This is a genomic window from Mucilaginibacter sp. P2_A5 (assembly GCF_056404995.1).
In genome coordinates this window covers 127,576-150,930 of sequence record NZ_JBFUCY010000003.1, presented here as the reverse complement: position 1 = coordinate 150,930, position 23,355 = coordinate 127,576, and the positions used below count along the sequence as shown (strand labels likewise).

The 23,355-nt window shown below is 43.7% G+C and carries 22 protein-coding genes and 1 tRNA gene; 9 read left to right on the top strand and 14 right to left on the bottom strand.

Features of this window, described 5'->3' with window-relative positions:
- Positions 1–66: 66 nt before the first annotated feature.
- Positions 67–630: a ribosome recycling factor gene (gene frr / locus AC1DXF_RS03875; RefSeq protein ID WP_477446308.1), complete on the bottom strand. Its 564-nt coding sequence runs from the start codon at positions 628–630 to the stop codon at positions 67–69.
- A gap of 195 nt (positions 631–825) precedes the next feature.
- Here frr and AC1DXF_RS03870 point away from each other — a divergent pair, with 195 nt between their 5' ends.
- The gene (locus tag AC1DXF_RS03870; protein ID WP_477446306.1) at positions 826–1,185 is read left to right on the top strand and encodes a hypothetical protein; all 360 of its coding nucleotides are present in this window, start codon (positions 826–828) and stop codon (positions 1,183–1,185) included.
- A 204-nt stretch (positions 1,186–1,389) separates the two neighbouring features.
- On the opposite strand, the gene AC1DXF_RS03865 is transcribed toward AC1DXF_RS03870, so the two are convergent.
- From AC1DXF_RS03865 to AC1DXF_RS03850, 4 genes are all read right to left on the bottom strand, one after another.
- Positions 1,390–2,223, bottom strand: coding sequence for a sterol desaturase family protein (locus tag AC1DXF_RS03865; protein WP_477446304.1), 834 nt, complete (start codon positions 2,221–2,223; stop codon positions 1,390–1,392).
- A gap of 38 nt (positions 2,224–2,261) precedes the next feature.
- Positions 2,262–3,050, bottom strand: coding sequence for a diadenylate cyclase (locus AC1DXF_RS03860; protein WP_477446302.1), 789 nt, complete (start codon positions 3,048–3,050; stop codon positions 2,262–2,264).
- Between the two features lie 218 nt (positions 3,051–3,268).
- Positions 3,269–3,757 (bottom strand): group II truncated hemoglobin, encoded by a 489-nt coding sequence (locus AC1DXF_RS03855; protein ID WP_477446300.1) that lies wholly within the window; start codon positions 3,755–3,757, stop codon positions 3,269–3,271.
- Between the two features lie 72 nt (positions 3,758–3,829).
- Positions 3,830–4,801 (bottom strand): polyprenyl synthetase family protein, encoded by a 972-nt coding sequence (locus AC1DXF_RS03850; RefSeq protein ID WP_477446298.1) that lies wholly within the window; start codon positions 4,799–4,801, stop codon positions 3,830–3,832.
- 269 nt (positions 4,802–5,070) lie between these two features.
- Between AC1DXF_RS03850 and AC1DXF_RS03845 the strand changes: the two genes are divergently transcribed.
- Positions 5,071–5,158: transfer RNA gene (locus tag AC1DXF_RS03845), tRNA-Ser, on the top strand.
- 487 nt (positions 5,159–5,645) lie between these two features.
- On the opposite strand, the gene AC1DXF_RS03840 is transcribed toward AC1DXF_RS03845, so the two are convergent.
- The 4 genes from AC1DXF_RS03840 to AC1DXF_RS03825 all read right to left on the bottom strand — a co-directional run bounded on the left by AC1DXF_RS03840 (position 5,646) and on the right by AC1DXF_RS03825 (position 12,409).
- A complete protein-coding gene (locus AC1DXF_RS03840; protein ID WP_477446295.1) occupies positions 5,646–7,112 on the bottom strand; it encodes a RagB/SusD family nutrient uptake outer membrane protein in 1,467 nt (488 codons plus the stop codon).
- A 20-nt stretch (positions 7,113–7,132) separates the two neighbouring features.
- Entirely contained in the window at positions 7,133–10,516 is a 3,384-nt protein-coding gene (locus AC1DXF_RS03835) for a TonB-dependent receptor (RefSeq protein ID WP_477446293.1), read from the bottom strand.
- 163 nt (positions 10,517–10,679) lie between these two features.
- Positions 10,680–11,735 carry a FecR family protein gene (locus tag AC1DXF_RS03830; RefSeq protein ID WP_477446291.1) on the bottom strand — a complete coding sequence of 352 codons (1,056 nt, stop codon included), beginning with the start codon at positions 11,733–11,735 and terminating at the stop codon, positions 10,680–10,682.
- Between the two features lie 116 nt (positions 11,736–11,851).
- Positions 11,852–12,409 carry an RNA polymerase sigma-70 factor gene (locus tag AC1DXF_RS03825; protein ID WP_477446289.1) on the bottom strand — a complete coding sequence of 186 codons (558 nt, stop codon included), beginning with the start codon at positions 12,407–12,409 and terminating at the stop codon, positions 11,852–11,854.
- Between the two features lie 308 nt (positions 12,410–12,717).
- Here AC1DXF_RS03825 and AC1DXF_RS03820 point away from each other — a divergent pair, with 308 nt between their 5' ends.
- From AC1DXF_RS03820 to AC1DXF_RS03805, 4 genes are read left to right on the top strand one after another with little or no spacing between them, the layout of a single operon-like run.
- Complete coding sequence (locus AC1DXF_RS03820) at positions 12,718–14,583, top strand: CocE/NonD family hydrolase (protein ID WP_477446287.1); 1,866 nt, start codon at positions 12,718–12,720, stop codon at positions 14,581–14,583.
- 28 nt (positions 14,584–14,611) lie between these two features.
- A complete protein-coding gene (locus tag AC1DXF_RS03815; protein ID WP_477446285.1) occupies positions 14,612–15,070 on the top strand; it encodes a DUF2314 domain-containing protein in 459 nt (152 codons plus the stop codon).
- Between the two features lie 48 nt (positions 15,071–15,118).
- Positions 15,119–15,535 carry a hypothetical protein gene (locus tag AC1DXF_RS03810; protein ID WP_477446283.1) on the top strand — a complete coding sequence of 139 codons (417 nt, stop codon included), beginning with the start codon at positions 15,119–15,121 and terminating at the stop codon, positions 15,533–15,535.
- 37 nt (positions 15,536–15,572) lie between these two features.
- Positions 15,573–15,992, top strand: coding sequence for a hypothetical protein (locus AC1DXF_RS03805; protein WP_477446281.1), 420 nt, complete (start codon positions 15,573–15,575; stop codon positions 15,990–15,992).
- A gap of 18 nt (positions 15,993–16,010) precedes the next feature.
- Here the strand turns inward: AC1DXF_RS03805 and AC1DXF_RS03800 are convergent, their stop codons facing one another.
- A complete protein-coding gene (locus AC1DXF_RS03800) occupies positions 16,011–17,321 on the bottom strand; it encodes a polysaccharide deacetylase family protein (protein WP_477446279.1) in 1,311 nt (436 codons plus the stop codon).
- Between the two features lie 170 nt (positions 17,322–17,491).
- Between AC1DXF_RS03800 and AC1DXF_RS03795 the strand changes: the two genes are divergently transcribed.
- Both AC1DXF_RS03795 and AC1DXF_RS03790 read left to right on the top strand, forming a co-directional pair.
- Entirely contained in the window at positions 17,492–19,960 is a 2,469-nt protein-coding gene (locus AC1DXF_RS03795) for a TonB-dependent siderophore receptor (protein WP_477446277.1), read from the top strand.
- A gap of 165 nt (positions 19,961–20,125) precedes the next feature.
- Entirely contained in the window at positions 20,126–21,337 is a 1,212-nt protein-coding gene (locus AC1DXF_RS03790) for a PepSY-associated TM helix domain-containing protein (protein ID WP_477446275.1), read from the top strand.
- Positions 21,338–21,383: 46 nt separating this feature from the next.
- Here the strand turns inward: AC1DXF_RS03790 and AC1DXF_RS03785 are convergent, their stop codons facing one another.
- Complete coding sequence (locus tag AC1DXF_RS03785; protein ID WP_477446273.1) at positions 21,384–21,683, bottom strand: HigA family addiction module antitoxin; 300 nt, start codon at positions 21,681–21,683, stop codon at positions 21,384–21,386.
- Between the two features lie 11 nt (positions 21,684–21,694).
- Entirely contained in the window at positions 21,695–21,979 is a 285-nt protein-coding gene (locus tag AC1DXF_RS03780; protein ID WP_477446270.1) for a type II toxin-antitoxin system RelE/ParE family toxin, read from the bottom strand.
- 144 nt (positions 21,980–22,123) lie between these two features.
- Here AC1DXF_RS03780 and AC1DXF_RS03775 point away from each other — a divergent pair, with 144 nt between their 5' ends.
- Positions 22,124–22,849, top strand: a complete 726-nt coding sequence (locus AC1DXF_RS03775; protein ID WP_477446268.1) for a copper homeostasis protein CutC — start codon at positions 22,124–22,126, stop codon at positions 22,847–22,849.
- 17 nt (positions 22,850–22,866) lie between these two features.
- Here the strand turns inward: AC1DXF_RS03775 and AC1DXF_RS03770 are convergent, their stop codons facing one another.
- Together AC1DXF_RS03770 and AC1DXF_RS03765 are read right to left on the bottom strand one after the other, a co-directional pair.
- Positions 22,867–23,070: a hypothetical protein gene (locus tag AC1DXF_RS03770; RefSeq protein WP_477446266.1), complete on the bottom strand. Its 204-nt coding sequence runs from the start codon at positions 23,068–23,070 to the stop codon at positions 22,867–22,869.
- A 12-nt stretch (positions 23,071–23,082) separates the two neighbouring features.
- The gene (locus AC1DXF_RS03765) at positions 23,083–23,301 is read right to left on the bottom strand and encodes a hypothetical protein (RefSeq protein ID WP_477446264.1); all 219 of its coding nucleotides are present in this window, start codon (positions 23,299–23,301) and stop codon (positions 23,083–23,085) included.
- Between the last annotated feature and the right edge of the window lie 54 nt (positions 23,302–23,355).

Sequence of the window (23,355 nt, the reverse complement as noted above, 5' to 3'; positions counted from 1 at the left end):
CAGTAAAAATAAAAAAAGGGAATGGCTAAGTAGCTCATTCCCTTTTAATTTGACATAAGGTTAATATTAAACCGTCATGATATCTTTTTCCTTGGCATCTGAAAGCTGGTCTACTTTGATGATATAAGCATCGGTCAGCTTTTGAATTTCGGCTTCGCCTACTTTTATTTCATCTTCCGATACACCTTCCGATTTCAATTTCTTAATCTTTTCGTTGGCATCTTTACGGATGTTACGAATAGCAATTTTACCCGTTTCAGCTTCGCCTTTTGCTTTCTTAACCAAATCGCGGCGGCGCTCTTCGGTCAACGGCGGTACGTTTATACGGATGATGATGCCATCGTTTTGCGGGTTAACACCAAGGTTAGCTGCTATAATTGCTTTTTCTATAGGGGCAAGCAATGATTTTTCCCAGGGTTGTATGATAATTGTGCGGGCATCGGGCGTGTTTACGCTGCCAACCTGGCTTAACGGGGTTTGCGAGCCATAGTAATCAACCGTAACATCATCCAGCATTGATGGGCTTGCTTTACCGGCGCGTATTTTATTTAATTCGTTATCGGCATGCTCAATGGCCCTATCCATGGATGCCTTTGCATCAGTAACTTGTTTTTTAATGAGTTCGCTCATCGGTTTAAATTTTTCACAAAAATAATAAAATCTACCATTTAACCGCAGGCCATCTGTTTTATCATTTGGCTCCCGCTATGGTTTGCCAACTAACGTAAATTTTGCAACTATGTTTTTTGTTATAAATGTTAAATAACTTTTTTTAACATTTATAATGCTCATTTGTATTTATCTTAGCATAAACCTATTGCAGCTATGAAAAAAACAATGTTATTTATTATTTTGGCCACGTGTGCCGGCCAGGTAAAAGCACAAATATCCCTTACCCCATTTTTTAGTAATAAAATTACCTGGAGCCCTACCTTAAAGCAAAAAACAGTTACCACTTTTTTCGCGACAAAACCAGTAACACCGCAGTTAAAAGATTTTTTATCAGGCAGCGTACCGCAAATGCCGGATGCCCGACCTATGCGCTATTTAATGCCCGTTGCCAAATTATCCAATACCGACAGGATGCCCGTAGTAAAAACCGATGAGCCGGGTATGCATTATACCATGCTGATAAAAGGATATGGATCGCCTAAATTGGATAGCTTGGCAAATTCAACGCCGTGATTGAGGTAGAACGCCGGTTAAAACTCACCTGGCGAGCTGCGCCCGCCACCCTCATCGGCCTCGCCGGAAAGAGGGGCTCGAAAGTGGTTTATTGGTGTTCGGATAGTTATTATTAGATTCAAGCCCCTCTTTCCAACGCAGTTGAAGAGAGGGTGCCCCAGCGCAGCGTCGGGCGGGTGAGTCTTCGCCACCATACAAACCGTTCTACCTCACCTGCTCTTCGGCCACCAACTCCACGCCGCTAACTTCGGCAGCAACAACCGCGCTCCGCTTTTCAATTACCTCGTTATAGCTTTTCTCGTAGTCAGGATGATTAGTCCCCATCAGCCTGTCCCAGATGTTAAAATACAGGCCGTAATTGCATTTAACCAGGCGGTGGTGCATGTTATGATGGGTGGATGTATTATGCCATTTAAACAACTTATTACTGGCAAAACCATTGGGAAAAAGCTCGAACCCGAGGTGCCCGGTTACATTAAGCAATAAGGAATATAAGGAGAACAGGGTTAATGCTGTACCATGATATGGGATGGTAAGGGCTATCAGGGGCACAATGCCTATCTCGATAACTGCTTCCAGCGGATGAAATGCATATGCCGCAAATGGTGTTGGATTGGTTGATAGGTGATGTATTTTATGCACTGCTTTAAATAAAGGCTTCCAGTGCATGGCGCGATGGGTCCAATAAAAATAGGTATCGTGCATCAATATCATCAACAAAATACTGAAGATGTAATAGCCCCACCCTTTGTCGCCGATATTTGGATAAATACGGGTTAAACCGGCCTTGCTGGCGTAAATAACGCCGATGATAACAAGGCCGAAAATGATGATCGTAATAAACGAGTTCACAATCTCGCGAATCACGTGCTTGTTTTCGGGATACCGTTGCTGTATTTTGGCGCGCCAGATGGTTTTGTTCTTCCACACATAAAACACCAGGTAAAACGAGCCGGCAAACAGCAGGTAACGTACAGCCAGGCGAAATAAAACGTTCGAAACCGTGACTAGATCGTCTATATGGAAACCTTTAAACATCGTTCTATTAAACGTTTAAAAACAGTAATTTATATAGCTTAAAAATCCTTATTCAGTAATTTTTCCAGCTCAGCAAAACTAATATTCATTTTTACCCGGCCTTGTTTGGCATATGATAGTTCGCCGGTTTCTTCGGATATAATGATGGCTGTTGCTTCGTTAGCTTCGGTTACGCCAATACCGGCACGGTGGCGCAGGCCAAACTGCGCGGGCAGGTCTGTTTTTTCAGTCAACGGCAAAATACAACTGGCCGATTTAATCTTATTTTCGGCAATAACTACGGCCCCGTCATGCAGGGGGCTTGTTTTTTGAAAAATACTTTCCAGCAATCGTTTAGATATCCGGGCTTCAACAACCTCGCAACTATTTTGATAAAACTGTTCGTCGTAATATTTAGCAAATACAATGAGCGCGCCGGTTTTGGTTTGCTTCAGGCTTTTACAGGCATCAATAATAGGTTTAATGCGGGCGTAGTTGTTTTTCTCTACTTCCTTTTTACCAAAAAAATACTGCCACCAGGCCTTGTTACGCTGCAGAGATGCGTTTTTACCCACCAAGAGCAAAAACTTCCTGATCTCCTGCTGAAATACAATAATTACAATGATAATGCCCACATCCACAACTTTTTTCAGGATACCCGCCAGCAAAGGCATTTTGGTTTCGGGCACTATAAAATATAGCAGGTATATAAATGCCAGCCCGATAAAAATATTAGCGGCTATGGTACCCCTTAACAGGGTATACAGCTGGTAAAAAATGGCTGCCAGCAACAGGATATCCAGTATGGCAAAAGGCGTAATTTTAAGGCTGCTTAAAAAGGATTGCATTTACGAAGTTAACAAGTTTCGGTCAGTTAAAAAGTGCTGTTAAAACATTGGCATGCCGTAAATGAATTAAGTTTCCGGTATGTAAAGTCGCTAAGTTAAGAAAGTTAGAAGGGTTTAAATATCGAACACCGAATATACAATGCCGAATAACGAACAGAAACTTCGGTGTCGGACATTCGAAATTCATTATTCGATATTATTTGCACTTTTGTTCTTGCTTAGTTAATGTCATCGCCCGGTATATACGGGCCACCCGGCACCCCCCAGTCCCATGCCGGCATCGGCGCATCGGCAGCCTCTGTTGCTTCGCCCTCTTTTGAGTTTATCACCGCTATGCGCGTACCCCACTCCAGGTAAGCCAAAAACGCCGACCGGAATTCGGGATCATCCGGCAGTTGTAATTCATCGGCAGTTTGCAGCAATAGTTCCATCCAGCGTTTGCGGTGCGCTTCGGTCAGGTATTTTTGCAGGTGTTTGCTTATCATAATAAAATGGCTGCCTTCCTCCTCGCTATAAGTTTTGGGGCCGCCCAAAACCTCGGCAACAAAATGAGCCACATGCAGGCGGTGTTGTGACGACATGTGCTTAAATACAGGCTCCAGCAGCTCGTCGGCCAAAACCTTATCATAAAACTTATCAAACAAAGTTTCAAAGGCCTGCATACCACCGGCCCATTCAAAAAGCGAAGGGATTTTATTAGCTGTCATATGATTGCACCATTAATTCAAAAATAAAGATAGCAGAGAACAATTTAATATCGGGAATTAAATCGGGAATCTTTACTTATTCCGCTCGGTAGTAAAGCGCACCAACTGCTCCAGCGCGCTGCGCGAATCGCTTGGCGGGAAGGTGTTCAGAATTTCAAAGGCCTCGTCCTGGTATTTTTTCATCTGGGTTTCGGCATATTGTAAACCACCTGTTTCGTTTACAAATTTTATAATCTGGGCAATTTTGGCGGGGTCGTCGTTATGGTTTTTTACCAGGTTAATGATCCTTTTCTTTTCAGCCGGCGTAGTATTGGCCAGCGAATAAATAAGCGGCAGCGTGACTTTTTTTTCTTTGATATCGATGCCCAGGGGCTTGCCCACATCGTCGGTGCCAAAATCAAACATATCATCCTTGATCTGGAAAGCGATGCCTATTTTCTCACCAAAAAGGCGCATTTTCTCAACCACCTCATCGCTTGCACCAGCAGATGAAGCCCCGCAGGCACAGCAGGAAGCAATAAGCGACGCTGTTTTCTGGCGGATAACCTCGTAATAAACGGGCTCGCCAATGTCCATGCGGCGCACCTTTTCAATCTGCATCAACTCACCCTCGCTCATTTGCTTAACGGCATCTGATACGATACGGAGCAATTGAAAATCGTTGTTTTCGATAGAAAGCAGCAGGCCTTTAGATAGCAGGTAATCGCCAACCAAAACGGCAATTTTGTTTTTCCATAAAGCGTTGATAGAGAAGAATCCCCGGCGCTGGTAAGAGTTATCAACCACATCATCATGCACCAGCGAAGCGGTATGTAACAACTCGACCAAAGCCGCCCCCCTGTGGGTAGATTCGTTGATGCCACCGGATATTTTGGCGGCAAAAAAAACAAACATGGGCCTTATTTGCTTGCCTTTACGCTTAACAATATAATGGGTAATACGATCCAGTAACGGCACCGAGCTTTGCATAGAAGACTTGAACTTCTCTTCGAACGCATCAATATCGGCAGCGATAGGTTTCTTAATGTCGTTGATGCCCAGCATTTAAACTAAACAAGCTTTTATGGTGTAAAACTGCCTTGTGGCAATATGAGGCAAACATAAGCTAAAATTATTTATCTGCATTAACGCGGAATATTTTTTACTCAAAATTAAACCAACGGGGTTAATAACCGTCAATACAAACAGATGCCATAATTTTTATAAGTTGAGTTAGAGTTTTGTGAGAGCGGTTGCCCGTAAAAAGGCGCCCGCTTTTTTTATTAGCTGTAAATGCAATAATATTTTACCTTTGCAATCCATTTAGCAAATACGGAGAGGTGTCTGAGTGGTCGAAAGAGCACGCCTGGAAAGTGTGTATACTTCAAAAGGGTATCGAGGGTTCGAATCCCTCCCTCTCCGCTGGGTGTTATAACTACCTGAAAGGTAGATAGTCATAACGATATTTTAGGAGCTGTCAAAAGGTTCCGGCCCCTGGCTTTTTAAATTAAAAACCCCTTAATTCGCTAATTAAGGGGTTTTGCAATTTAAACCCTCTTCGGAAATTTAAAATCATCATAATCCCATTGCATTTTTTGTATCAAAAAAAGATCGTCTTCAATGTATCTATATATCTATCATAAAAATGGGTTTAATGATAGATATTTAAAATTGCAACTATTGATTATCAGATATATTTTATTTCGTTTAAAGGTTATTCTTAAGTTTATTTTAACTACTTCATTTGCAATTAATAAGAAAAAACCATCCTTATTAACATTTCCCAAGTAATTTCAGGGCGGATGCCTCGCTGTAACTTTTCATAAGGGTATGTAAATAACAATTGGAACGGGTATTAATTTAAAGGGAATAAGACAGCGTTATAAACTAACGCTGCCTTATCTTTTTTTTAGAAATAGGGGCTAAGTGCTGCTTCTGCGGCAGGCAGCGGAAACACCAGGCGGATAGTGGTATAGGATTGCGGAGCAACAGTAATACCCGGCGGGAAATAATAGGCCTGCGGATTGGCTTTTACCCTGCTGCCATAAGCCGTCATAACCGCCTGGGCAGTTCCTGTATGCACCAGGTCGAGCCACCTCTTGTTCTCAAAAGCCAGTTCCACGCGCCGTTCCCGGATGATGGCGTCACGCAGGGAGGGCTGCCCGGATGCTGTGCTGCCAGGCAGTCCGGCACGGCTGCGGACCAGGTTCAGGTAAGTAAGGGCATCGCCTGTTCTGCCTTGCTCATTAGTGGCTTCTGCCAGGAACAGCAACACTTCGGCATAGCGGTAAACCGGCCAGTCGTCATTGGTGTTATTTGTTAAGGCGTGCGGATGCGCGTATTTTTTGATATAGGGATAGCTAACACCACTTGCGGTAAGCGTCCCTATAGAGGCATTCTTCCGAACGTCATTGGCTTCATAAGCACTGATTATGTCGGGTGTTGGAATGTTATATCCCTCTACTGTCCTGGCTACTTCCGGGATACCGGTAACAGCCGTAACTTCCGCGGCGCTGATCGGCTGAACAAGAAAAGTATAAAAGAAGTTGCTGGCGTAGCCTTCGGTGCCTTCTTTAAACTGAACTTCGAATATCGATTCAGCGTTGTTTTTCTGCGCCGGATCAAAAACGGAGACATAATTGCTTAAGAGCGCATAACCTGTCACCTTTTTGAAGGCGGCTTCTGCTTCGGCCCATTTCTTCTGTATGATATATACGTTGCCCAGCAGCGTATTCGCCGAACCGGAAGTTACCCTTCCTGCCTCCTGTGTTGCTTTATTGGGAAGCAGGTTCGCGGCCTGCTGCACGTCAGAGATGATCTGCGTGTAAACCTGGTCGGTGGTACTTAATGGCTGGGCCGTTTGATCGAGTGTTGTAGCTGCCTTTAAATGTAGCGGTACGCTGCCAAAATATTGCACCAGGTCAAAATAAGCGAATGCCCGTAAAAAGTAAGCCTGCCCTTTGATATTGTTTTTGGCGTTGGTATCGAAACTAACCGGATCGATGAGATCAAGAATCTGGTTGACACGGGCAATGATGGCATAATCGCTATAGTATTTATTAGACGTTACGGGGCTGCTGCTATCATCCGTAAAGTCCTTTATAAATTCTGCGCCTATAGTACCCCGGTCATTGGAATTAAACTTATAGGTGGTATTATCAGAACGAAGCTCGCCCATAGCCCAGGCGCCGCCGGAGCCGCTGTACAGGCCGCGTAAAGGGGCATAAGCGCCGTTGATGGCCTGCTGGAAATCGCTTTGCGTTTTAAAAAAAACAGAAGTGCTCAGGGATGTCTTAGCCGGAATCTCCAGGTAGCTTTTTTTACAGCCTCCGAGGAGCGCTGCTACGATTACTGTTGTAAATATTTTCAGTTTCATTTCTTCTTCTTTTAATCAGGTTATTTCAAATTCACGTTAAGCCCGAAAGTAAAAGTCCTTGGAACGGGGTAAGCTGAAAAGTCCAGTCCCCGGGCAAGGGAACCGGCGCCATTACCATTGCCGTCTGTGCTTACTTCCGGATTGGCGCCACCGTATTTCGTGAACACAAAGGCCTGCTGAACGCTGCCGTATATCCGGATACTCTTGATCATATCGATTTTTTTCAGCGTGAGTAAATAACCCAGGGCAATGTTTTTAATGGTCAGAAAACTTCCGTCCTGGATAAAACGGCTATGGAAATAATCCCGCTCATCGCCGGTGGATCCGGTGGATTTGCCGTATCTGCCATTTCCCGGATTAGTGGGAGAACGCCAGCGGTCTTTAACATCTTTCAGCACGTTAAATACGCCATCCAGGTTGGCGGTTCCCTGGTCGGTCATCCGCGCGATATCATTGCCGTATGACCCCGCGGCCACAATTGAAAGATCGAAGTTGCGGTAGGCGAATGAGTTGGTTAACCCAAAAACGTATTTAGGAAAGGGATTGCCAATAACCGTTTTGTCGCCGTCGGTATCGCCATATTTAATCACCCCGTCACCATTCAGATCGCGGAATTTGATTGTGCCCACCTGGGAATTTATATTTTTAGGCGAACTGTTAAAGTCTGCCTGGTCTTTATACACCCCATCCTGCACCAGGCCGTAAAATTGTCCTATGCGGCCGCCAACTTTGGTAATTGTTTCGGCGCTTCCGGTATAAACAATGAGCTGATCAGAAATGCCCGACAATGCCAGTACCTTATTGTCTGTAAAGGCGATATTGAAATTGGTGCTCCATTTGAACTTGCCTGTAAGGTTATTGGTGTTGATCCCGAACTCATGTCCCCAGAACTTGATCTTTCCAACATTCCCGGTAAATGTCGAGAATCCCGATTCCCTGGGTACCGGAACGGAGTAAAGCAAATTGGAGGTGACTTTATTGTAGTAATCATAGGTGAAATAGATGCGGTTACCCAGGATACCCAGGTCAAGACCAAGATCCAGTTCACGGGTTTTTTCCCAGCCCAGCTGGCTGTTGCCCAGGTTGGTTACGGCAATGCCGCTGGCAACTGTATTGTTGAAGGGCGAATTGACAGCACTGGCAACCGTGGCGTATTGCGTGTAATTGCCAATATTGTTGTTACCTACAATACCGTAGCTGCCCCTCAATTTCAGGAATGTGAGGGCATTCATCTTTCTGATAAAAGGCTCTTCGCTAACCACCCAGGCTGCTGATACCGCCGGGAAATTACCCCACTTATTATCCGTTCCGAAACGTGACGAGCCATCCCGCCGGATGCTTGCGCTTAGCAGGTATTTGCCTTTAAAATTGTAATTTAAACGGGCCAGGTACGAGATAAGGCTCCATTCCTGGATATCCATCGTCGGGTTGTTTTTTACCAGCGCAGCATCGATGGTCTGGATGCGGTCATCGGGAAAGTTAGAACCGCTGATGCCGGTAAAATCACTCCGGTATCGCTGCACGGTATAGCCGGCCAGCACATCAAATCCATGATCGCCCAATTGCCGGGCATAGCTGGCGGTATTTTCAGATAACCATGAATAGTAACGGAAATTATTCTGCGTCAGGTTCGAGTTGATCTGGCTTGGCGCAGCCGCAAAGGCCCTTCCGGCTGTTGAGGGCTGAAAGTAATCATATTTGTTTTGCCCCATATCAACATTAATGCTGCTCTTCAATATCAGCTTCTTGACCGGTTCCAGTTCCAGGTAGGTATTAGACAATAAACGGCTGACATTGGTTTTGCTGCTAATATCCTGGATGGAACGTACCCAATTTGGTGTTGGAAACGTGGTGATGCCAGGCGTTGTTACCGCAACCGGGTAAGAGCCATCGGCATTCTGGTAAGGGACTACCGGCGGTGTCAGCATGGCGTTATATAACAATCCTCCCGAGCCGAAAAACAAACCATCAGAAGAAGGTGTATTATCGTAGCTGTAGGTTGGCGCCACATTCAGCCCTACCCGCATCCAATCGGTAATCTTATATACAGAATTGGCACGTACCGAAAACCGTTTATAATAGGAGTTGCGCAGAACGCCATCCTGCTGGAAAAAACCGGCAGTAACGGCGGTGCTAAACTTGTCTTTATTGGTACTGATGGATAAGCTATAGTCGCTGATTGGTGCTGTTCTTAACATGGCGTTATACCAGTCATACCCCGCGCCATATTGGGCCGGATTCTGAAAGGCTGCCGGGATCGGTTGGCCCAGGTCTTCATAATATTCTTTCTTGAACTGCGCCCACTCGGTACCGTTCATCATATCGGGGCGCCCTTTTTGAGGTACTTTCTGAACACCGGTATAGGCATTTACGCTGATATTGGTTTGCCCGGCCTTCGCGTTTTTGGTTGTTACAACCACTACGCCAAACGCGGCCCTGGATCCATAAAGTGCGGTGGACGCGGCATCCTTAAGTACGGTTACCGTTTCAATTTCATCCGGATTAATATTGCTGATATCACCAACAATAGGAAAACCGTCCACCACGTATAAAGGCGAGGAGGAAGTGGAAATAGACGCAGAGCCGCGTACGGTGACCTGCATGCCCTGCCCGGGCCGCCCGGTGGTTTGGTTGATCTGGACGCCGGCCAGTTTTCCCTGCAGTTTTTGGGTGAACTGTGCGGCGGGTATATCCTGAAGTTCCCTGGAATTAACACTTTGCAAAGAGCCTGTAGACGATCGCTGGGTTGTGCTACCATAGGCCACGACAACAACCTCGTCGAGACTTTTAGCGTCGGCAGCTAGTGCGACATCGATCGTCACCTTATCGCCAACCGCTATCTCCTGGGTGACAAAGCCTATATATTTAAACACCAGCACGGCATTGTTATCAGGGACTGTGATCCGGAAGGTGCCGTTATTATCGGTAACGGTGCCCGTTGTTGTCCCTTTTATCAAAACGCTTACGCCCGGCAGGGTTTGTCCTTTATTATCGGTTACTTTCCCCGACACAGCTTTGGCCTGGACCGCTGGGGCGGTGGCGTTATTAACCTGCCTGCTTAAAACGATGTAGTCATTAAAATAAAAGTATTTGATCTTTAATTCGCCAAGTAACTTATCCAAAACGCCGGATAGTTTTTGGTTCTTCTCATTCAGCGAAACTTTACGCGCAGATTGGATGAGCTCCGGGCTGTAGCTGAATTTTGCTCCAGACAGTTCGGAGATCCGACTGAGCGTTGCCTTGAGGTTTTTGTCTTTAACACTGATACTTATTTCCTTGTTATAGATCTCCTGTCCCGATGAATTCTTGGCGAAGGCACAGAAAGAACACATAAAAATAAGCGCAGGTACAATGGAAATTTTCATTATAGCAATAGCTAATGAAAAAGGTAATCCTTTTTTCATATTTTTACTTTGGTTTTGTTCGGTTTATAATGGTTCAAAACTATCCGCGGGACTTTTCGACGGGACCGCGGAACAATATCAGGCAGTTGATGTTGACGCATCAGCTGCTTTTTCTTTTTGTCAGGTTATTTCATATGGCTCCTTTCGTTTATTAATCAACTAATTAATCGGCACATCCCGTACCGGTAACATACACATCCCCACCCTGCACCTGGTAGCTCAAATTGAGCGTATGGCAAATAAGGTCCAGCTTTTCAAAAAAGCCTTCATTGCCCATGTTTACAGATAAGGAACACTGCCGTAACTTTTCCCGGTCAAATATGATCTTTATAGCATAAGCCTTTTCCAGCCGGTCAAACACGCTGGCAATGGGCGTGTTATCAAAATCAAAACTGACGTTTTGCTGTTCGGCAACAACTGCGGGTTTGGGAGCAAGGGCTTTTTTAACCTCGTTTTTTACTGTTAACAAAACAGCATGATTCGGTGTAATCAAAACTCCCCCATCAAGATTGGCCCCGGCGTTTACCGGTTTAAAATCCTGCCTTCTGAATACGGCCACCCGCCCGGTTACAACTGTAACACTTGCTGTTGCGCTTGTACCGCTGCTGTTTACCTCAAAACTGGTACCGAGTACTTTGGTGACCAAACGGTCTGTATAAACAATAAAGGGCTTCGCATGGTCCTTTGTCACCTGGAAAAAGCCTTTGCCCTGGAAATAAACTTCCCGTTTATTTCCAGGGAACAATCTGTCATACATAATGCTGCTCCCGCTCTCCAGCTCAACATAACTCCGGTCGGCAAAGAAAATTTTTTCCCGGATGGCCTTATGATTGATATGGGTAATGCGCGTGCCTGGTTTTCCCGTGCTTAAAAAAGCAACATTCTCAACGCCCGGTTGCCTGGTGGCAAAATAAAACGCCAGGACACCTGCTACAAGGAGCAGGGAGGCGGCAATACCGACTATTTTTTTATAGAAAGGGAGTATCCAACGGGTTTTCGTTTCCGGAACCGACGTATGGTTTGTGTCTGTTTGTAAAGCACCGGCTAACCGCTGAACGAGCTTATCTTCCAGTTCATCAAGCGCTTTTAACTCATCGTTATCCAGCGCATACTTATCCTCCATATGCTGATATATCTGTAACAGCAGGTCATTTTCAGATGCTGACGTTTTACCGGCATGATACCGGTCCAACAGGTCGAAAAATTCTTGTTTGGTCACAATTGGTTTTTAATAGTAAGAGTAAAAAACAAGAGGGATGTCCCAGTCACCTTATAATTTTTTTATAAATATTTTTGCAGGCCCTGCAGCAAAGAGAAGTAGTTGGAAATGCGCGGTCAAAAAAAACGCGAACAGAAGGCTATCAGTATTATTTCTATAATTTCAACCCGTAACTGCCTGAGTGCACGCGTTAAATGGTTGCGTACGGTATTGGTTGAAATGGAAAGCTTATCAGAAATTTCTTTGTGACTTAAATGTTGTTCCCGGCTAAGTAGATATACTTCCCGGCACTTTTCGGGCAGCTGCCCTACAACCTGGGCTATTCCCTGCAGGCACTCTTTATATTCAATGGTGTTGGTGGCTGATAGATCGATAAACAGATCGGCCATTTCTTCGGCTATGGGTTCATATTTTTTCAGCTCACGTATCTTGCGGAATACCGCATACCTGACAGCTGCAGAAAGATAAGCCTGAAGTGAAGTATTGATTTGAATTTCAGATCGTTTATGCCATATCTGTACAAAAACATCCTGGATGATATCCTCACAAGCCTGTTTGTCCTTTAAAATTTTATAGGCAGATGTATATAAAGGCTTCCAATAACTTTTGTAAAGTTGTACCATGGCCTGCGGATCGTCATGTTTCAGATCATACTCAAAGCATTCAGGCTTCATATTGAATCAAATAGCTTAAAAAATTGAGGTACTATATTTATTCCGGCATTAACTGGCTCAAAAGTCACCCTTCGGAATTTTCTTATAATCGGTTAATCCAAATGTAACAAAAAAAATAGTTAACAACTATCCTTTACCGTCTGCTGGTTATCTTCATTTACGTGGCGTTAGACCGTGCCTGAGATTCATCACCGGTTTAAGCTGTTTTTTTTGTCGACAAATGATTATCAGGTAACGTTTTTGATAGGCAACCCAATCCGGTTGCCATTTTTGTTTTATTGGTTACTTTAGGGCTTTATTAAGTTGACATGAAAAAAAATCTACTCATAGCCTTGTGCCTTGTACTTTTGGCTTTTTGTTCACATGCCCAGCCCAAAGGCCCCGATGCCGATTACATTAAGGCAAATTACACCAAATACGAATATAACATACCCATGCGCGATGGCAAAAAGCTGTTTACATCGGTATATGTGCCGAAAGATCAAACCAAAAAGTATCCCATTATGATGGACAGGACGCCGTATAGCGTAGCGCCTTATGGGGCCGACGCTTACAAAGGCAGCCTTGGGCCATCATCATTATTTGTGCGCGATGGCTACATTTTTGTTTACCAGGATGTGCGCGGCCGCTGGATGAGCGAAGGCGTTTTTGAAGAAATGACACCCGAAAAGGAAGTGCACAAAACCAAAAATGATGTAGATGAAGGTACTGATACCTATGATACAATCAACTGGCTGCTAAAAAATATTAAAAACAACAACGGCAAGGTAGGCGTCTGGGGCATTTCTTACCCCGGCTTTTATACAACGGCAGCATTGCTAAGTCGTCATCCGGCATTGGTAGCTGCATCGCCGCAGGCGCCAATGGCCGATTTGTACCGTGACGACGCTTTTCATAACGGCGCGTTTATGCTTACCGCCAACTTTGGCTTTTACCCTTTCTTTACCAACCGACAGGATGGTAAACCTACACAACGCAGGGGAACCGGCTTTAACGCGGGCACCAACGATGGCTACGATTTTTTTATGCGGATGGGATCGGTAAAAAACTCAAACGTTAAGTACTACAAGGATACCATCCGTTTATGGAATGAGATGCTTGACCATCCCAACTATGATCAGCATTGGAAAGATCGTAACGTACTTTACCACCTGCACGATATTAAAACCGCGGTACTGGTTACCGGCGGATGGTATGACGCCGAAGACCTGTATGGTGCCATTAATACCTATAAAACGCTGGCTAAAGAAAATCCTAAAACCCCGGTTTACTTTACCATGGGGCCCTGGGTGCACGGCGGCTGGGCACGCGGCGATGGCGATCATTTAGGCGATATTGGGTTTGGCGGCCCTACCGGCCCGTTTTACCGGGAAAAAATTGAATTTGTCTTTTTTAGCCATTACTTGAAAGGCACTGATCTCAGCCTGGAGCCAATTTCGACTTTTGAAACCGGGGTTAACCAATGGAAAACATATAAAACCTGGCCGCCAAAGGAAGCTGTTGATAAAAGTCTGTACCTGCTGCCCGGCGGTAAACTTTCATTTGATGCACCTGCTGCAACCGGCAGCTTTGACGAGTTTGTATCAGACCCTAATAAGCCGGTACCTTTCATCAACACGATTGAAAACGACATGAAACGTGAATATATGACCGGCGATCAGCGTTTTGCCTCACAACGTCCGGACGTATTGACTTACGAAACTGATGTGCTGGACAAAGATATAACCCTTGCCGGCAACATCTGGGCCAACCTTAAAGTGTCTACCACCGGCACTGATGCGGATTGGGTGGTGAAGGTTATTGACGTATATCCCGACTCAACAAAAAATGATAAATTTACGGGAAAGGGCGTTTACCTGGGCGGCTACCAGCAAATGGTACGCAGCGAGGCTATGCGCGGCAAATTTCGCAACGGTTTTGATAAGCCCGAACCATTTGTGCCCGGCAAAGTAACCCCTGTTAATTTTGAATTGCAGGATGTGCTGCACACCTTTAAAAAAGGCCACCGCCTGATGGTGCAGGTGCAAAGCAGCTGGTTCCCGCTGATTGACAGGAACACCCAACAATTTCAGGATATCATGAAAGCTAAAGATACCGATTTTAAAAAGGCAACCCATAAGGTTTATACAGCTAAAGATGAGCCGAGTTTTTTGAAGGTTAGGGTGATAGAATAGAGAAACAGACACTATCAACAGTATGCTTATGAGGAAGATGCTATTTCTATTATTGGTTGTTATCAGTGCCCGGTCTTTCGGGCAAACTAAGGTTGAGAAAGATGTAAAGTATCAATCGGTTAACCTTAAAAAGGATGATAAAGAATTTTTAAGGCTAAAAGATACCGCCCAGAAACATATTCCGGAGTTTTTAGACCTGTTAAAAAAACATGGTGCAGATTATGAAAACTATCGGTTTGTGGTAAAGTCTGACTTTGTAGAAGACACGGATCACGAACATATGTGGTCGCAAATTGTGGGTTATAGTAATAATATTTTTAAAGCCATTTTTATCGATTCGCCTTTCAAACTTAAAAACATCAAAAACGGTGATAAAATTGCCATTAAAAAGACAAATGTTGAAGATTGGGCGGTGTTTAGAAATAATGAAAGGATAGCCGGAGACTTTTCGGAAAAATATTTGAATAGTAAGAGCAAGGATAAATAATTGTAGCATTCTGACCTTTCCCGCCGTAATGATATAAAAACCAATATCATGATCGGGAGAATATTCGTACTGGTAGTTATTACCTCATTTTTTACATCCTGCAACAAAAACAGACAGCAACCTGCCTGCGCTATCACTACTTGTACGCAGGAATTTGTAAGCGTTGGCGTCCGCTTCGTTGACAAAAACGGAGTCGGAGTAGCCGTTGAAAACTTTGCGGCTAAAAACCTGCGTTCCGACTCTGCTATTGTAGTTCCGGGTATTGATCCGGGATTCTCACCTGCATTTAAAACCATTGCCAACGATGGCCTTATCAATAAGTTTTCTACCGGCGGCGATAATGTAAAAATTACGGCAACAAATCCATCAACTCATCAAATTAAAACAGCCATAGTGAAAATTGCAGGCGGATGCGCATGCCACATCAGCAAAGTTTCCGGGCCGGATACAATAGTTTTTGATTAAGCTGATAACCGATCATGTCTAACTCAACCAACCTTTTATGAAACGTTCAACTTTATTGTTATTCATTGTAATCTGTTTTTCGGCCTGCAAAAGCAACAGGAATACCAACGGCTGTGGTATGCAACCCTGTACCGCCAGCTTCGCCTACCTGGGTATCCGGCTTACCGATAACCAAGGCCATGTTGTAACACCTAAAAATTTTAGCGCTATTAATTTACGTACCGGCAAAACCTTAACGCCCGTGCAATATCCACCGGCTATTGATTTTGTTGCTGGGTTTGTATTATTAACCTCGGATGCAAACATCAAAGATTTTTCGACTGATGGCGATGATGTAAAAATTGCCGCTACAGATTCCCTAACCAATCAAACTAAAACAGCCACTTTAAAAATTGCCGGTGGCTGCAACTGTCATATATCTAAAATATCCGGGCCGGATACAATTGTATTTGATTAAGAGCATTTACCACAGGCGCTATCGTTTTGTTAGTGTGGCAGGCGTGTTGGTTTTAACCTGGTAAAGTACATAATCGCCTTTTTTATCATGCATCAAACTAACATCAACAGCTTTGCCATTTTGGGTAACTCGGGCATTTTTCCACCCAAGGGGCAAATAGGTTTTAAGCGTAAGCGGGATATTATAAAAACGCTTATCAAGCGGGTAGCTTACTTTTATTATAAGCTTCCCATTTTCGGCACCTGTGGTAACATTGGCGCTTAGCCGTTCGCGCATGTATTTGGTAACATCGCCAAATGTGGCAATCCAAAGTTTGTCTTCATGGTTTTTGATGTAGGTAAAATATTCATCAAGTTCGGTGCTGGGTAATGCTTCCCAGCCAATGCCTTCAACACCATGGTGGGTAAGCACCAGCCAGGTATCATTCCGGTTCATGGTGGTATCAACCCAGGCCTTCATCATGGGCAGCGGCGTTTTAGTAGTGGCGCCGCGTTGATACTGTACATAAGGTTTATCGGTATTGCCGGGAGTATCTTTGTTGCCACGGCTAATCTCTTTCAGCCACGGTTCGGGCATGCGGTTGCGTAAGGCAGGGTAAACCCTGCTTAAATATGACACTACCCGCTCGTTTTCGGTACCAAATGGTCCCTCGGCGCTAAAAGTGTAACCTATACCCAGGTTGTTCAAAATATCCAGCCGGCTTTTCTGCATCTCATAAAGCATATTGGGTTCATCAAGCGCGGCCAGGCGTGGATGGGTTACCATGTGGCTGGCAAACTCGTGCCCCTGTGTTGCGTATTGTTTAATTTGCGCCCAGGTCGTGCCATGCGCATCGTGATATTCGGTATTGTGCTCAACGCCTGGCTTAAAATCGCCGTGGCGTACTTTACTGTACAACTCATCTATTACCTTATAGGCTGCTTCCGGTTTGTTATCATCAATTAACGAACCGGCCTTATAGTGGTAATCAAGCGTGCCAATTAATCCCAGGTGTGCGGCGGCAGATGCGCGTTCATAAAAATTATCTTTATTGGTGGGGGTGGCGGCAGTTTCAGCAATTATTTGCTTTAAAGGCCTGCCAACAAATTTAGCCTGGTACCGCGAGCCGGGTATTTGCCCCGTGATAATAAAAAACGTGCTTTTAATTCCCAGCCTGTTCAAAATAGGCAACGCCACTTTAAACTGGTTGATAGACCCATCATCCCAGGTAATGGATACCGCGCCATTGCGGCCAAACTGCCATTTGGTTATTTCGGTTTTACCAGGCTGTGCTTTTAAATAGTTTACGCACAGTAATACAGGCAACGCGGCAATAAATAGCTTTTTCATTTCGGGAGGGTTTACAAAAGCTAATATATACAGATGGTTGTTCCCTTTATCCCTGTAACGAAATAGTTATTTATCTGAATATTGATCTTATTTAAACTAATTCTAAATAAAGGTTGCGAATTAAGATGAAGTTATTATTTTTGCGCTTAATTAGACTTAATATAAATAATATGTCAAATCGTTTACGCAATTACTTACAAAAAATAACACTTCTCGTTCTATTCGTATTTATAAATATTCTTACGCTAAAGGCAGATGATGACGGCAATAATGGTAAAATTAACGGTTTTGTAAAAACCAACGATGGCAAACCGGCATCATATGTTACCGTAGCTATAAAAGGCCTAAACAAAAGTACCACAACCATTGATGATGGTTCGTTTACGTTTGTTAACCTTAAGCCAGGTGTATATACTTTAGTTGCCAGCTTTATGGGCGCTAAAACCGAACAGCAAACAGTTACTGTTGTAGCTAACCAAACTGCCCAGGTAAACTTTACTTTAAGCGAGACTTCGGCCCAGCTTGATGAAGTTTTGATTTCATCTACAAAAACCATTAACCGTAAAAAGCTTACTATCGGTAAAATGAACGTAGCGCCTATGGATTTGCCGCAAAGCGTTATGGTTATCAGCAGCAATACGCTTGCCCAGCAGCAATCTATCAGGTTAAGTGATGTAATCAGGAATGTTAATGGTGTTTACTTATACAGTGCCCGTGGCAATACCCAGGAAACATTTGGTGCACGCGGCTACAATTTTTCGAGCACCAATATGTTTAAAAATGGTTTCCGCGTTAACTCCGGTGTTGTGCCCGAGGTAAGCTCGCTTGACAGGATTGAAGTATTAAAAGGCAGCGCGGCTTTACTATACGGTAACGTGGCACCCGGCGGTATTTTAAATATGGTTACTAAGAAGCCGTTGTTTGAAGCAGGCGGCAAAGTATCTATGACGTATGGCAGTTATGATTTGTACCGCCCTTCGTTTGATGTTTATGGCCCGATAACCTCTAAACTGGCTTATCGCTTAAATGGTACCTACGAAAAAGCCAACAGCTTTCGCGATAATGTAAAATCCGAAAGGGAGTACATCAATCCATCATTCCTATATAAAGTAAGTGATAAAACAACCATTACACTTGAAGGCGATTACCTGAACTATGATTTTACACCCGATTTTGGAACCGGGCAAATAAATAATGTAATAGCCAATGTGCCACGCAACCGGTATTTGGGTGCTTCATGGTCTACCGGTAATACCAAACAGTCAACCGGTACTATTACCGTTAATCATCAAATTAACAGCTTGTGGCAAATAAGCGGCGGTATAAATTACCAGCATTTTAACAGGCAATACCAAACAACCGAGCGCGTGCTGCCAGATGCTACCGGCGATTGGGGCCGTACCCTTAACCGTGCAAAAACACTGGAAGATTATTACACCGGCCAGTTTAATGTTACCGGTCAGTTTAATACAGGCGCCATAAAACATAATATTTTAGTTGGTATTGATGCCGATAGGTACAACAACACTGCTTATACCTATGTAGCTACCATCAATAAAGTATCCAGCTATTGGGATAATGGTACGTCATTGAAACCGGCCGTTTATGATACTATTAATATTTTTAATGTAAACAAATACAACCTGCGTACAGATAAACCGCAGATGAACCCTTTATACCGCATCCTAACAAAAACAAACCGCTTTGGCGCTTATTTTAATGATTTAATCAGCATATCAGATAAAGTTAAGGTGTTGGCGGGTATCCGCTGGTCGTATCAATATATAGCACCCACATCGGTTTCCAACTATTATATTTCAACCCCCGCTTTAGCTTTACAAGCTGCCGGTAAAGAAGATAAAGCATTTTCGCCAAGAGTTGGTATAGTTTATAAGCCGGTGGCCAATACCGCCTTATTTGCAAGTTACTCCAACTCTTTTATCACCAATACAGGGGTAGATGTTAGTAATAAGCCACTTTCGCCATCATTGGTAGATCAGTTTGAGGCCGGTGTTAAAAACGATTTCCTGAACGGTAATTTATCGGTAAATGTAACTGCATACCGTATCATCAATAATAACCTTGCCCAAACTGCGCCATTTTTGGCCGATGGTACTACGGTGAACATTAACACCAATATCAAGGAGCTTGTTGGACAAACCAAAAGCGACGGTGTTGAACTTGATATTGCAGGCCACCCGGTAAAGGGGCTCGATTTGATGGCCGGCTACAGCTACACCAATGCGCGTTACTCAAAAACATCAACATCACAAGGCAGTAACATAGCAGGCCAGCCATTAATTAATGTACCTAAACACACTGCCAATGCCAGTGCCTTCTATAACTTTTATAATGGCGATTTAAAAGGCTTTAAAGTCGGAGCATCGGTTTATTACCTGGGCAATCGTACAGCAGGTAATGCCAATACTGTTGGGCAAACGCAAACCATATCAAGGTTGGTTAATGTACCGGGCTTTACCACGGTTGATGCCTCGGTTGGCTACACTTATAAAAAGGTTTCCATTATCGGTAAGATCTCTAATATCGGTAATGTGTTGAATTACAATGTACACGAAAATTACAGTATTAACCCGATAGCACCAAGGCAGTTTTTAACTACGGTGAGCTATAGTTTTTAATACACTAAAGTCGTATCAACGATAAATTGAGGGATAGTCTTAAGCCTGAAGTCTTAAGTTCTAAGTAAAAAAACAACTTTAGACTTACGACTATTGACTTATTAACGCATATTATTAACCAAACCGGGATGTGCCTTAGCATGCCCGGTTTTTGTAATGAAAGCCATGAAAGTATTTTTCCGTACCATACACCTTTATTTGAGCCTTGCGGCTGGCATAGTTATTTTTTGCTCATGCCTCACGGGCACTATGCTGGTTTTTGAAAAAGAAATTGAGCATACCCTGCACCCTAAACTTTATTATGTGCAGGCAGCAGCCACCCGGATGCCGCTGGAGCAAATGATTAAGGCAGCCCTTAAACAGGTGCCTAAAGCAAAGCTGGCCTCGGCAATGGTTTATAATGATGCCACCAGAACCGTTGAGATTGGCTTAATTGTACCCGAAAAGAAAAGTAAAAAAGGTAATGCTGCCCAGGCCGAAAAAAGCAGGCCCGCAATGGCACAGGGCGATAAGGATAAAAAAGCTAAAGAGGCCGACCGGGCAAATATGAGCGTTTTTGTAAACCCCTACACCGGCCAGGTAACGGGTGAGTATAGCCGGAAGCAATCGTTTCTGTATTCTGTCGAGATGTTTCACCGGTTTTTGCTGGCAGGTAAGGATAGCTTGGGCGATTGGGTGGTGTCAATCTCGACATTGCTGTTTCTGTTTATATTAATAACCGGGGTAATATTGTGGTGGCCAAAAACCAAAAACATTATGAAGCAGCGGTTAAAAATAAAGTGGGGCGGCAGCACCAAACGGCTGGTACATGATTTGCACCTGGTTACCGGCTTTTATACTTCGTTATTTTTAATTGTGATTGCTTTAACAGGTTTAATCATGACGTTTAAGCTGGCCAACCAGGCATTGTTTGCCATAACCGGTTCAAAGCTGGTAAAAGAGCAGCCTAAAGCGCCGCAATCAAAATACCAGCCCGGAGCCCGGGCTTTAAAGGCAGATGCCGCATTGCAGGCAGTAGCATCACAAACCGCATTGGCAGATTATTATACAGTACGGGTACCTAAAGATTCACTGGCCGTTTACAGCATTAACGTTTTACCCAAAGGCGCTATTGAAACCACTGCCGATACGTATTACGTTGATCAGTATAGCCGCGGCATAGCAGGAGCGCAGTTGTTTGCTGCCAAAAGTTTAGGCCAGCGGGTAAGAGCTTACGTAAAACCGGTACATACCGGCTCGGTTTACGGCTTGCCCACCAAAATAATCAGTTTCATAGTATGCCTTTTATCGCTCATATTCCCGGTAACAGGGGTAATGATGTGGCTTAACCGTACAAGGAAAAAAACTAAGGTGCATAGAAAGCTGGAATTGGTTTAAATTGAGGTTGATGGTTTGTTTAATACCTGGCAACATAGACCGAGTATCAGGCAAACTCAAAATGGGTTAACTTGGGGGGATTGTTTAGGAATTTTATTTTTTCTTCAATCAAATCATACCCTCTTTGCATTCTAAGCCAAAAATCTGCACTGCCTCCAAAAACTCCTTCAATTCTTAATGCGATGTTGGGTGTAATAGATCCTTTACCGTTTGTTATTTTAGATAAGGTTAACCTTGACACGCCTAATAAATCTGCAGCTTTACTAATGCTCAGTCCGTTTGCTTCTATGATATCTTCTTTTAAAATTATCCCCGGATGGATATTTGTGTTAAATGCTCTTTCCATTTTACATGAATTTAATGCGTATCTAAATAGTCCAAATCAAAGGCGTTCCCATTTTCAAACCTGAAAATAATCCTCCAATTTCCTGAAACATCAAGCGACCAAAAACCATCCAGGTCACCTTTTAATGGATGTGGCCGCAAGTTTTTAAAGCCTTCCAGATCTTGTGGCACCGTTTCCAAATATTCAATAATGTTTAAAAGTTTTTTAATTTTATGAATATATTCAGATTGAAGTTTACTGGAATCGCCTTTAGTCCAAAATAATTTCAAGCCTTTATGTTGTATAGATTTTATCACTGCTTAAGCAATACTGTATATTGTAAATATACAGTATGCAATTTAAACAGTCAATACTTTTAACAGCAACAGGTTGAATTTTATTGGGGATGTTGTTAGTGAAGGAATAATCCTTGTATGTTTACAATCAGCAAATAATCAGATATGCCTGCCAGGATCCTCGAAGTATGCGCCTTTACTATTCAAACCTGTATCATAGCCGAGCGCGCGGGCGCTGCGCGGGTTGAATTATGCGATAACCCTATTGAAGGCGGTACTACGCCAGGCTATGGCTCCATAAAACAGGTGCGTGATAAAATAGGTATCGATTTGTTCCCCATCATCAGGCCGCGGTCCGGAAATTACTTTTACAATGAGGATGAATACGCCATTATTAAGCATGATATACAAATTTGCCGCGAGCTGGGCTGCAGTGGCATTTCGGTGGGCACACAAACCATAGATGCCGAAATTGATACCGAATGGCTGAAGCGTATTGTTGAATGGGCCGGGCCAATGAGTGTTACCTGCAACCGTGCGTTTGATGGTACGCCCGATCCTTTTAAATCGTTGGAAGAACTAATAGCCTGCGGATGCCGGCGGGTACTCACCTCCGGTCAAAAAAGCGCCGCGCCTGATGCCGGTTTGTTATTAGGAAAGCTGGTTAAACAAGCCGCCGGCCGCATTTCCATTATGCCAGGTGCCGGTGTTAAATCAACCAATCTGCAAAAGCTGTTAGCCGAAAGTAATGCAACAGAATATCATTCATCGGCACGCGTTATAGCGCCAAACCCTTTAACTTATATTAATAAAGAAGTGAGCGATTATGGCAATGTTTATATTGCCGATGAGGATGAAGTAAGGGCGATGGTGGCGGTTTTGAGGGGATAACAACTATTGATTGGATCCTACAATTCACTTAGCAGGTCATTAAAGCTTATAGATTCCAGTTTACCTGCTTTTATTGCTTTCATCTCTTTTGCTGCGGTTTTTAAACTTTCAGCAATAGATGATTTTACGCTTACTTTTTTTATCGCAACCCCCAACTCCTTTAAAAGCAATCTCACCAGCTTTTCTTTATCCTTAGGTACCGTAATTTGTAAAACTGTCATTGGTTTAGTGTTCTAAAATCTTTGTTGCTGTCTCAAGCTTTCGAAAGCATTTTTATCTTCTTCTGAAAACTTCAAATCACTATCAGACCATATTGAAATTTTGGCCGGTTTTTCTTTGTAGGCAATGATATCAGTAGGGGAATCCTGTTGTATAGCGACACCGGGCCCGATAAGGATCTGTTTTATCAGCGAGCCTTTTTTGTCGGGGATATTGATCGTCGGCTTTTCCACTATGAATCAAATTTATAAAATTTTAAGTCTTGATTCTGATTTTAAATGGCCGCT

Bases quoted from the DNA above. Each gene is read 5' to 3' on its own strand.
- AC1DXF_RS03775 (WP_477446268.1), top strand. From the start codon at position 22,124: ATGCCTGCCAGGATCCTCGAAGTATGCGCCTTTACTATTCAAACCTGT.
- AC1DXF_RS03810 (WP_477446283.1), top strand. From the start codon at position 15,119: ATGATCGGGAGAATATTCGTACTGGTAGTTATTACCTCATTTTTTACA.
- AC1DXF_RS03790 (WP_477446275.1), top strand. From the start codon at position 20,126: ATGAAAGTATTTTTCCGTACCATACACCTTTATTTGAGCCTTGCGGCT.
- AC1DXF_RS03770 (WP_477446266.1), bottom strand. From the start codon at position 23,070: ATGACAGTTTTACAAATTACGGTACCTAAGGATAAAGAAAAGCTGGTG.
- AC1DXF_RS03800 (WP_477446279.1), bottom strand. From the start codon at position 17,321: ATGAAAAAGCTATTTATTGCCGCGTTGCCTGTATTACTGTGCGTAAAC.
- AC1DXF_RS03815 (WP_477446285.1), top strand. From the start codon at position 14,612: ATGAGGAAGATGCTATTTCTATTATTGGTTGTTATCAGTGCCCGGTCT.
- AC1DXF_RS03820 (WP_477446287.1), top strand. From the start codon at position 12,718: ATGAAAAAAAATCTACTCATAGCCTTGTGCCTTGTACTTTTGGCTTTT.
- AC1DXF_RS03835 (WP_477446293.1), bottom strand. From the start codon at position 10,516: ATGAAAAAAGGATTACCTTTTTCATTAGCTATTGCTATAATGAAAATT.
- AC1DXF_RS03795 (WP_477446277.1), top strand. From the start codon at position 17,492: ATGTCAAATCGTTTACGCAATTACTTACAAAAAATAACACTTCTCGTT.
- AC1DXF_RS03860 (WP_477446302.1), bottom strand. From the start codon at position 3,050: ATGCAATCCTTTTTAAGCAGCCTTAAAATTACGCCTTTTGCCATACTG.
- AC1DXF_RS03825 (WP_477446289.1), bottom strand. From the start codon at position 12,409: ATGAAGCCTGAATGCTTTGAGTATGATCTGAAACATGACGATCCGCAG.
- AC1DXF_RS03785 (WP_477446273.1), bottom strand. From the start codon at position 21,683: ATGGAAAGAGCATTTAACACAAATATCCATCCGGGGATAATTTTAAAA.
- frr (WP_477446308.1), bottom strand. From the start codon at position 630: ATGAGCGAACTCATTAAAAAACAAGTTACTGATGCAAAGGCATCCATG.
- AC1DXF_RS03840 (WP_477446295.1), bottom strand. From the start codon at position 7,112: ATGAAACTGAAAATATTTACAACAGTAATCGTAGCAGCGCTCCTCGGA.
- AC1DXF_RS03870 (WP_477446306.1), top strand. From the start codon at position 826: ATGAAAAAAACAATGTTATTTATTATTTTGGCCACGTGTGCCGGCCAG.
- AC1DXF_RS03850 (WP_477446298.1), bottom strand. From the start codon at position 4,801: ATGCTGGGCATCAACGACATTAAGAAACCTATCGCTGCCGATATTGAT.
- AC1DXF_RS03805 (WP_477446281.1), top strand. From the start codon at position 15,573: ATGAAACGTTCAACTTTATTGTTATTCATTGTAATCTGTTTTTCGGCC.
- AC1DXF_RS03865 (WP_477446304.1), bottom strand. From the start codon at position 2,223: ATGTTTAAAGGTTTCCATATAGACGATCTAGTCACGGTTTCGAACGTT.
- AC1DXF_RS03855 (WP_477446300.1), bottom strand. From the start codon at position 3,757: ATGACAGCTAATAAAATCCCTTCGCTTTTTGAATGGGCCGGTGGTATG.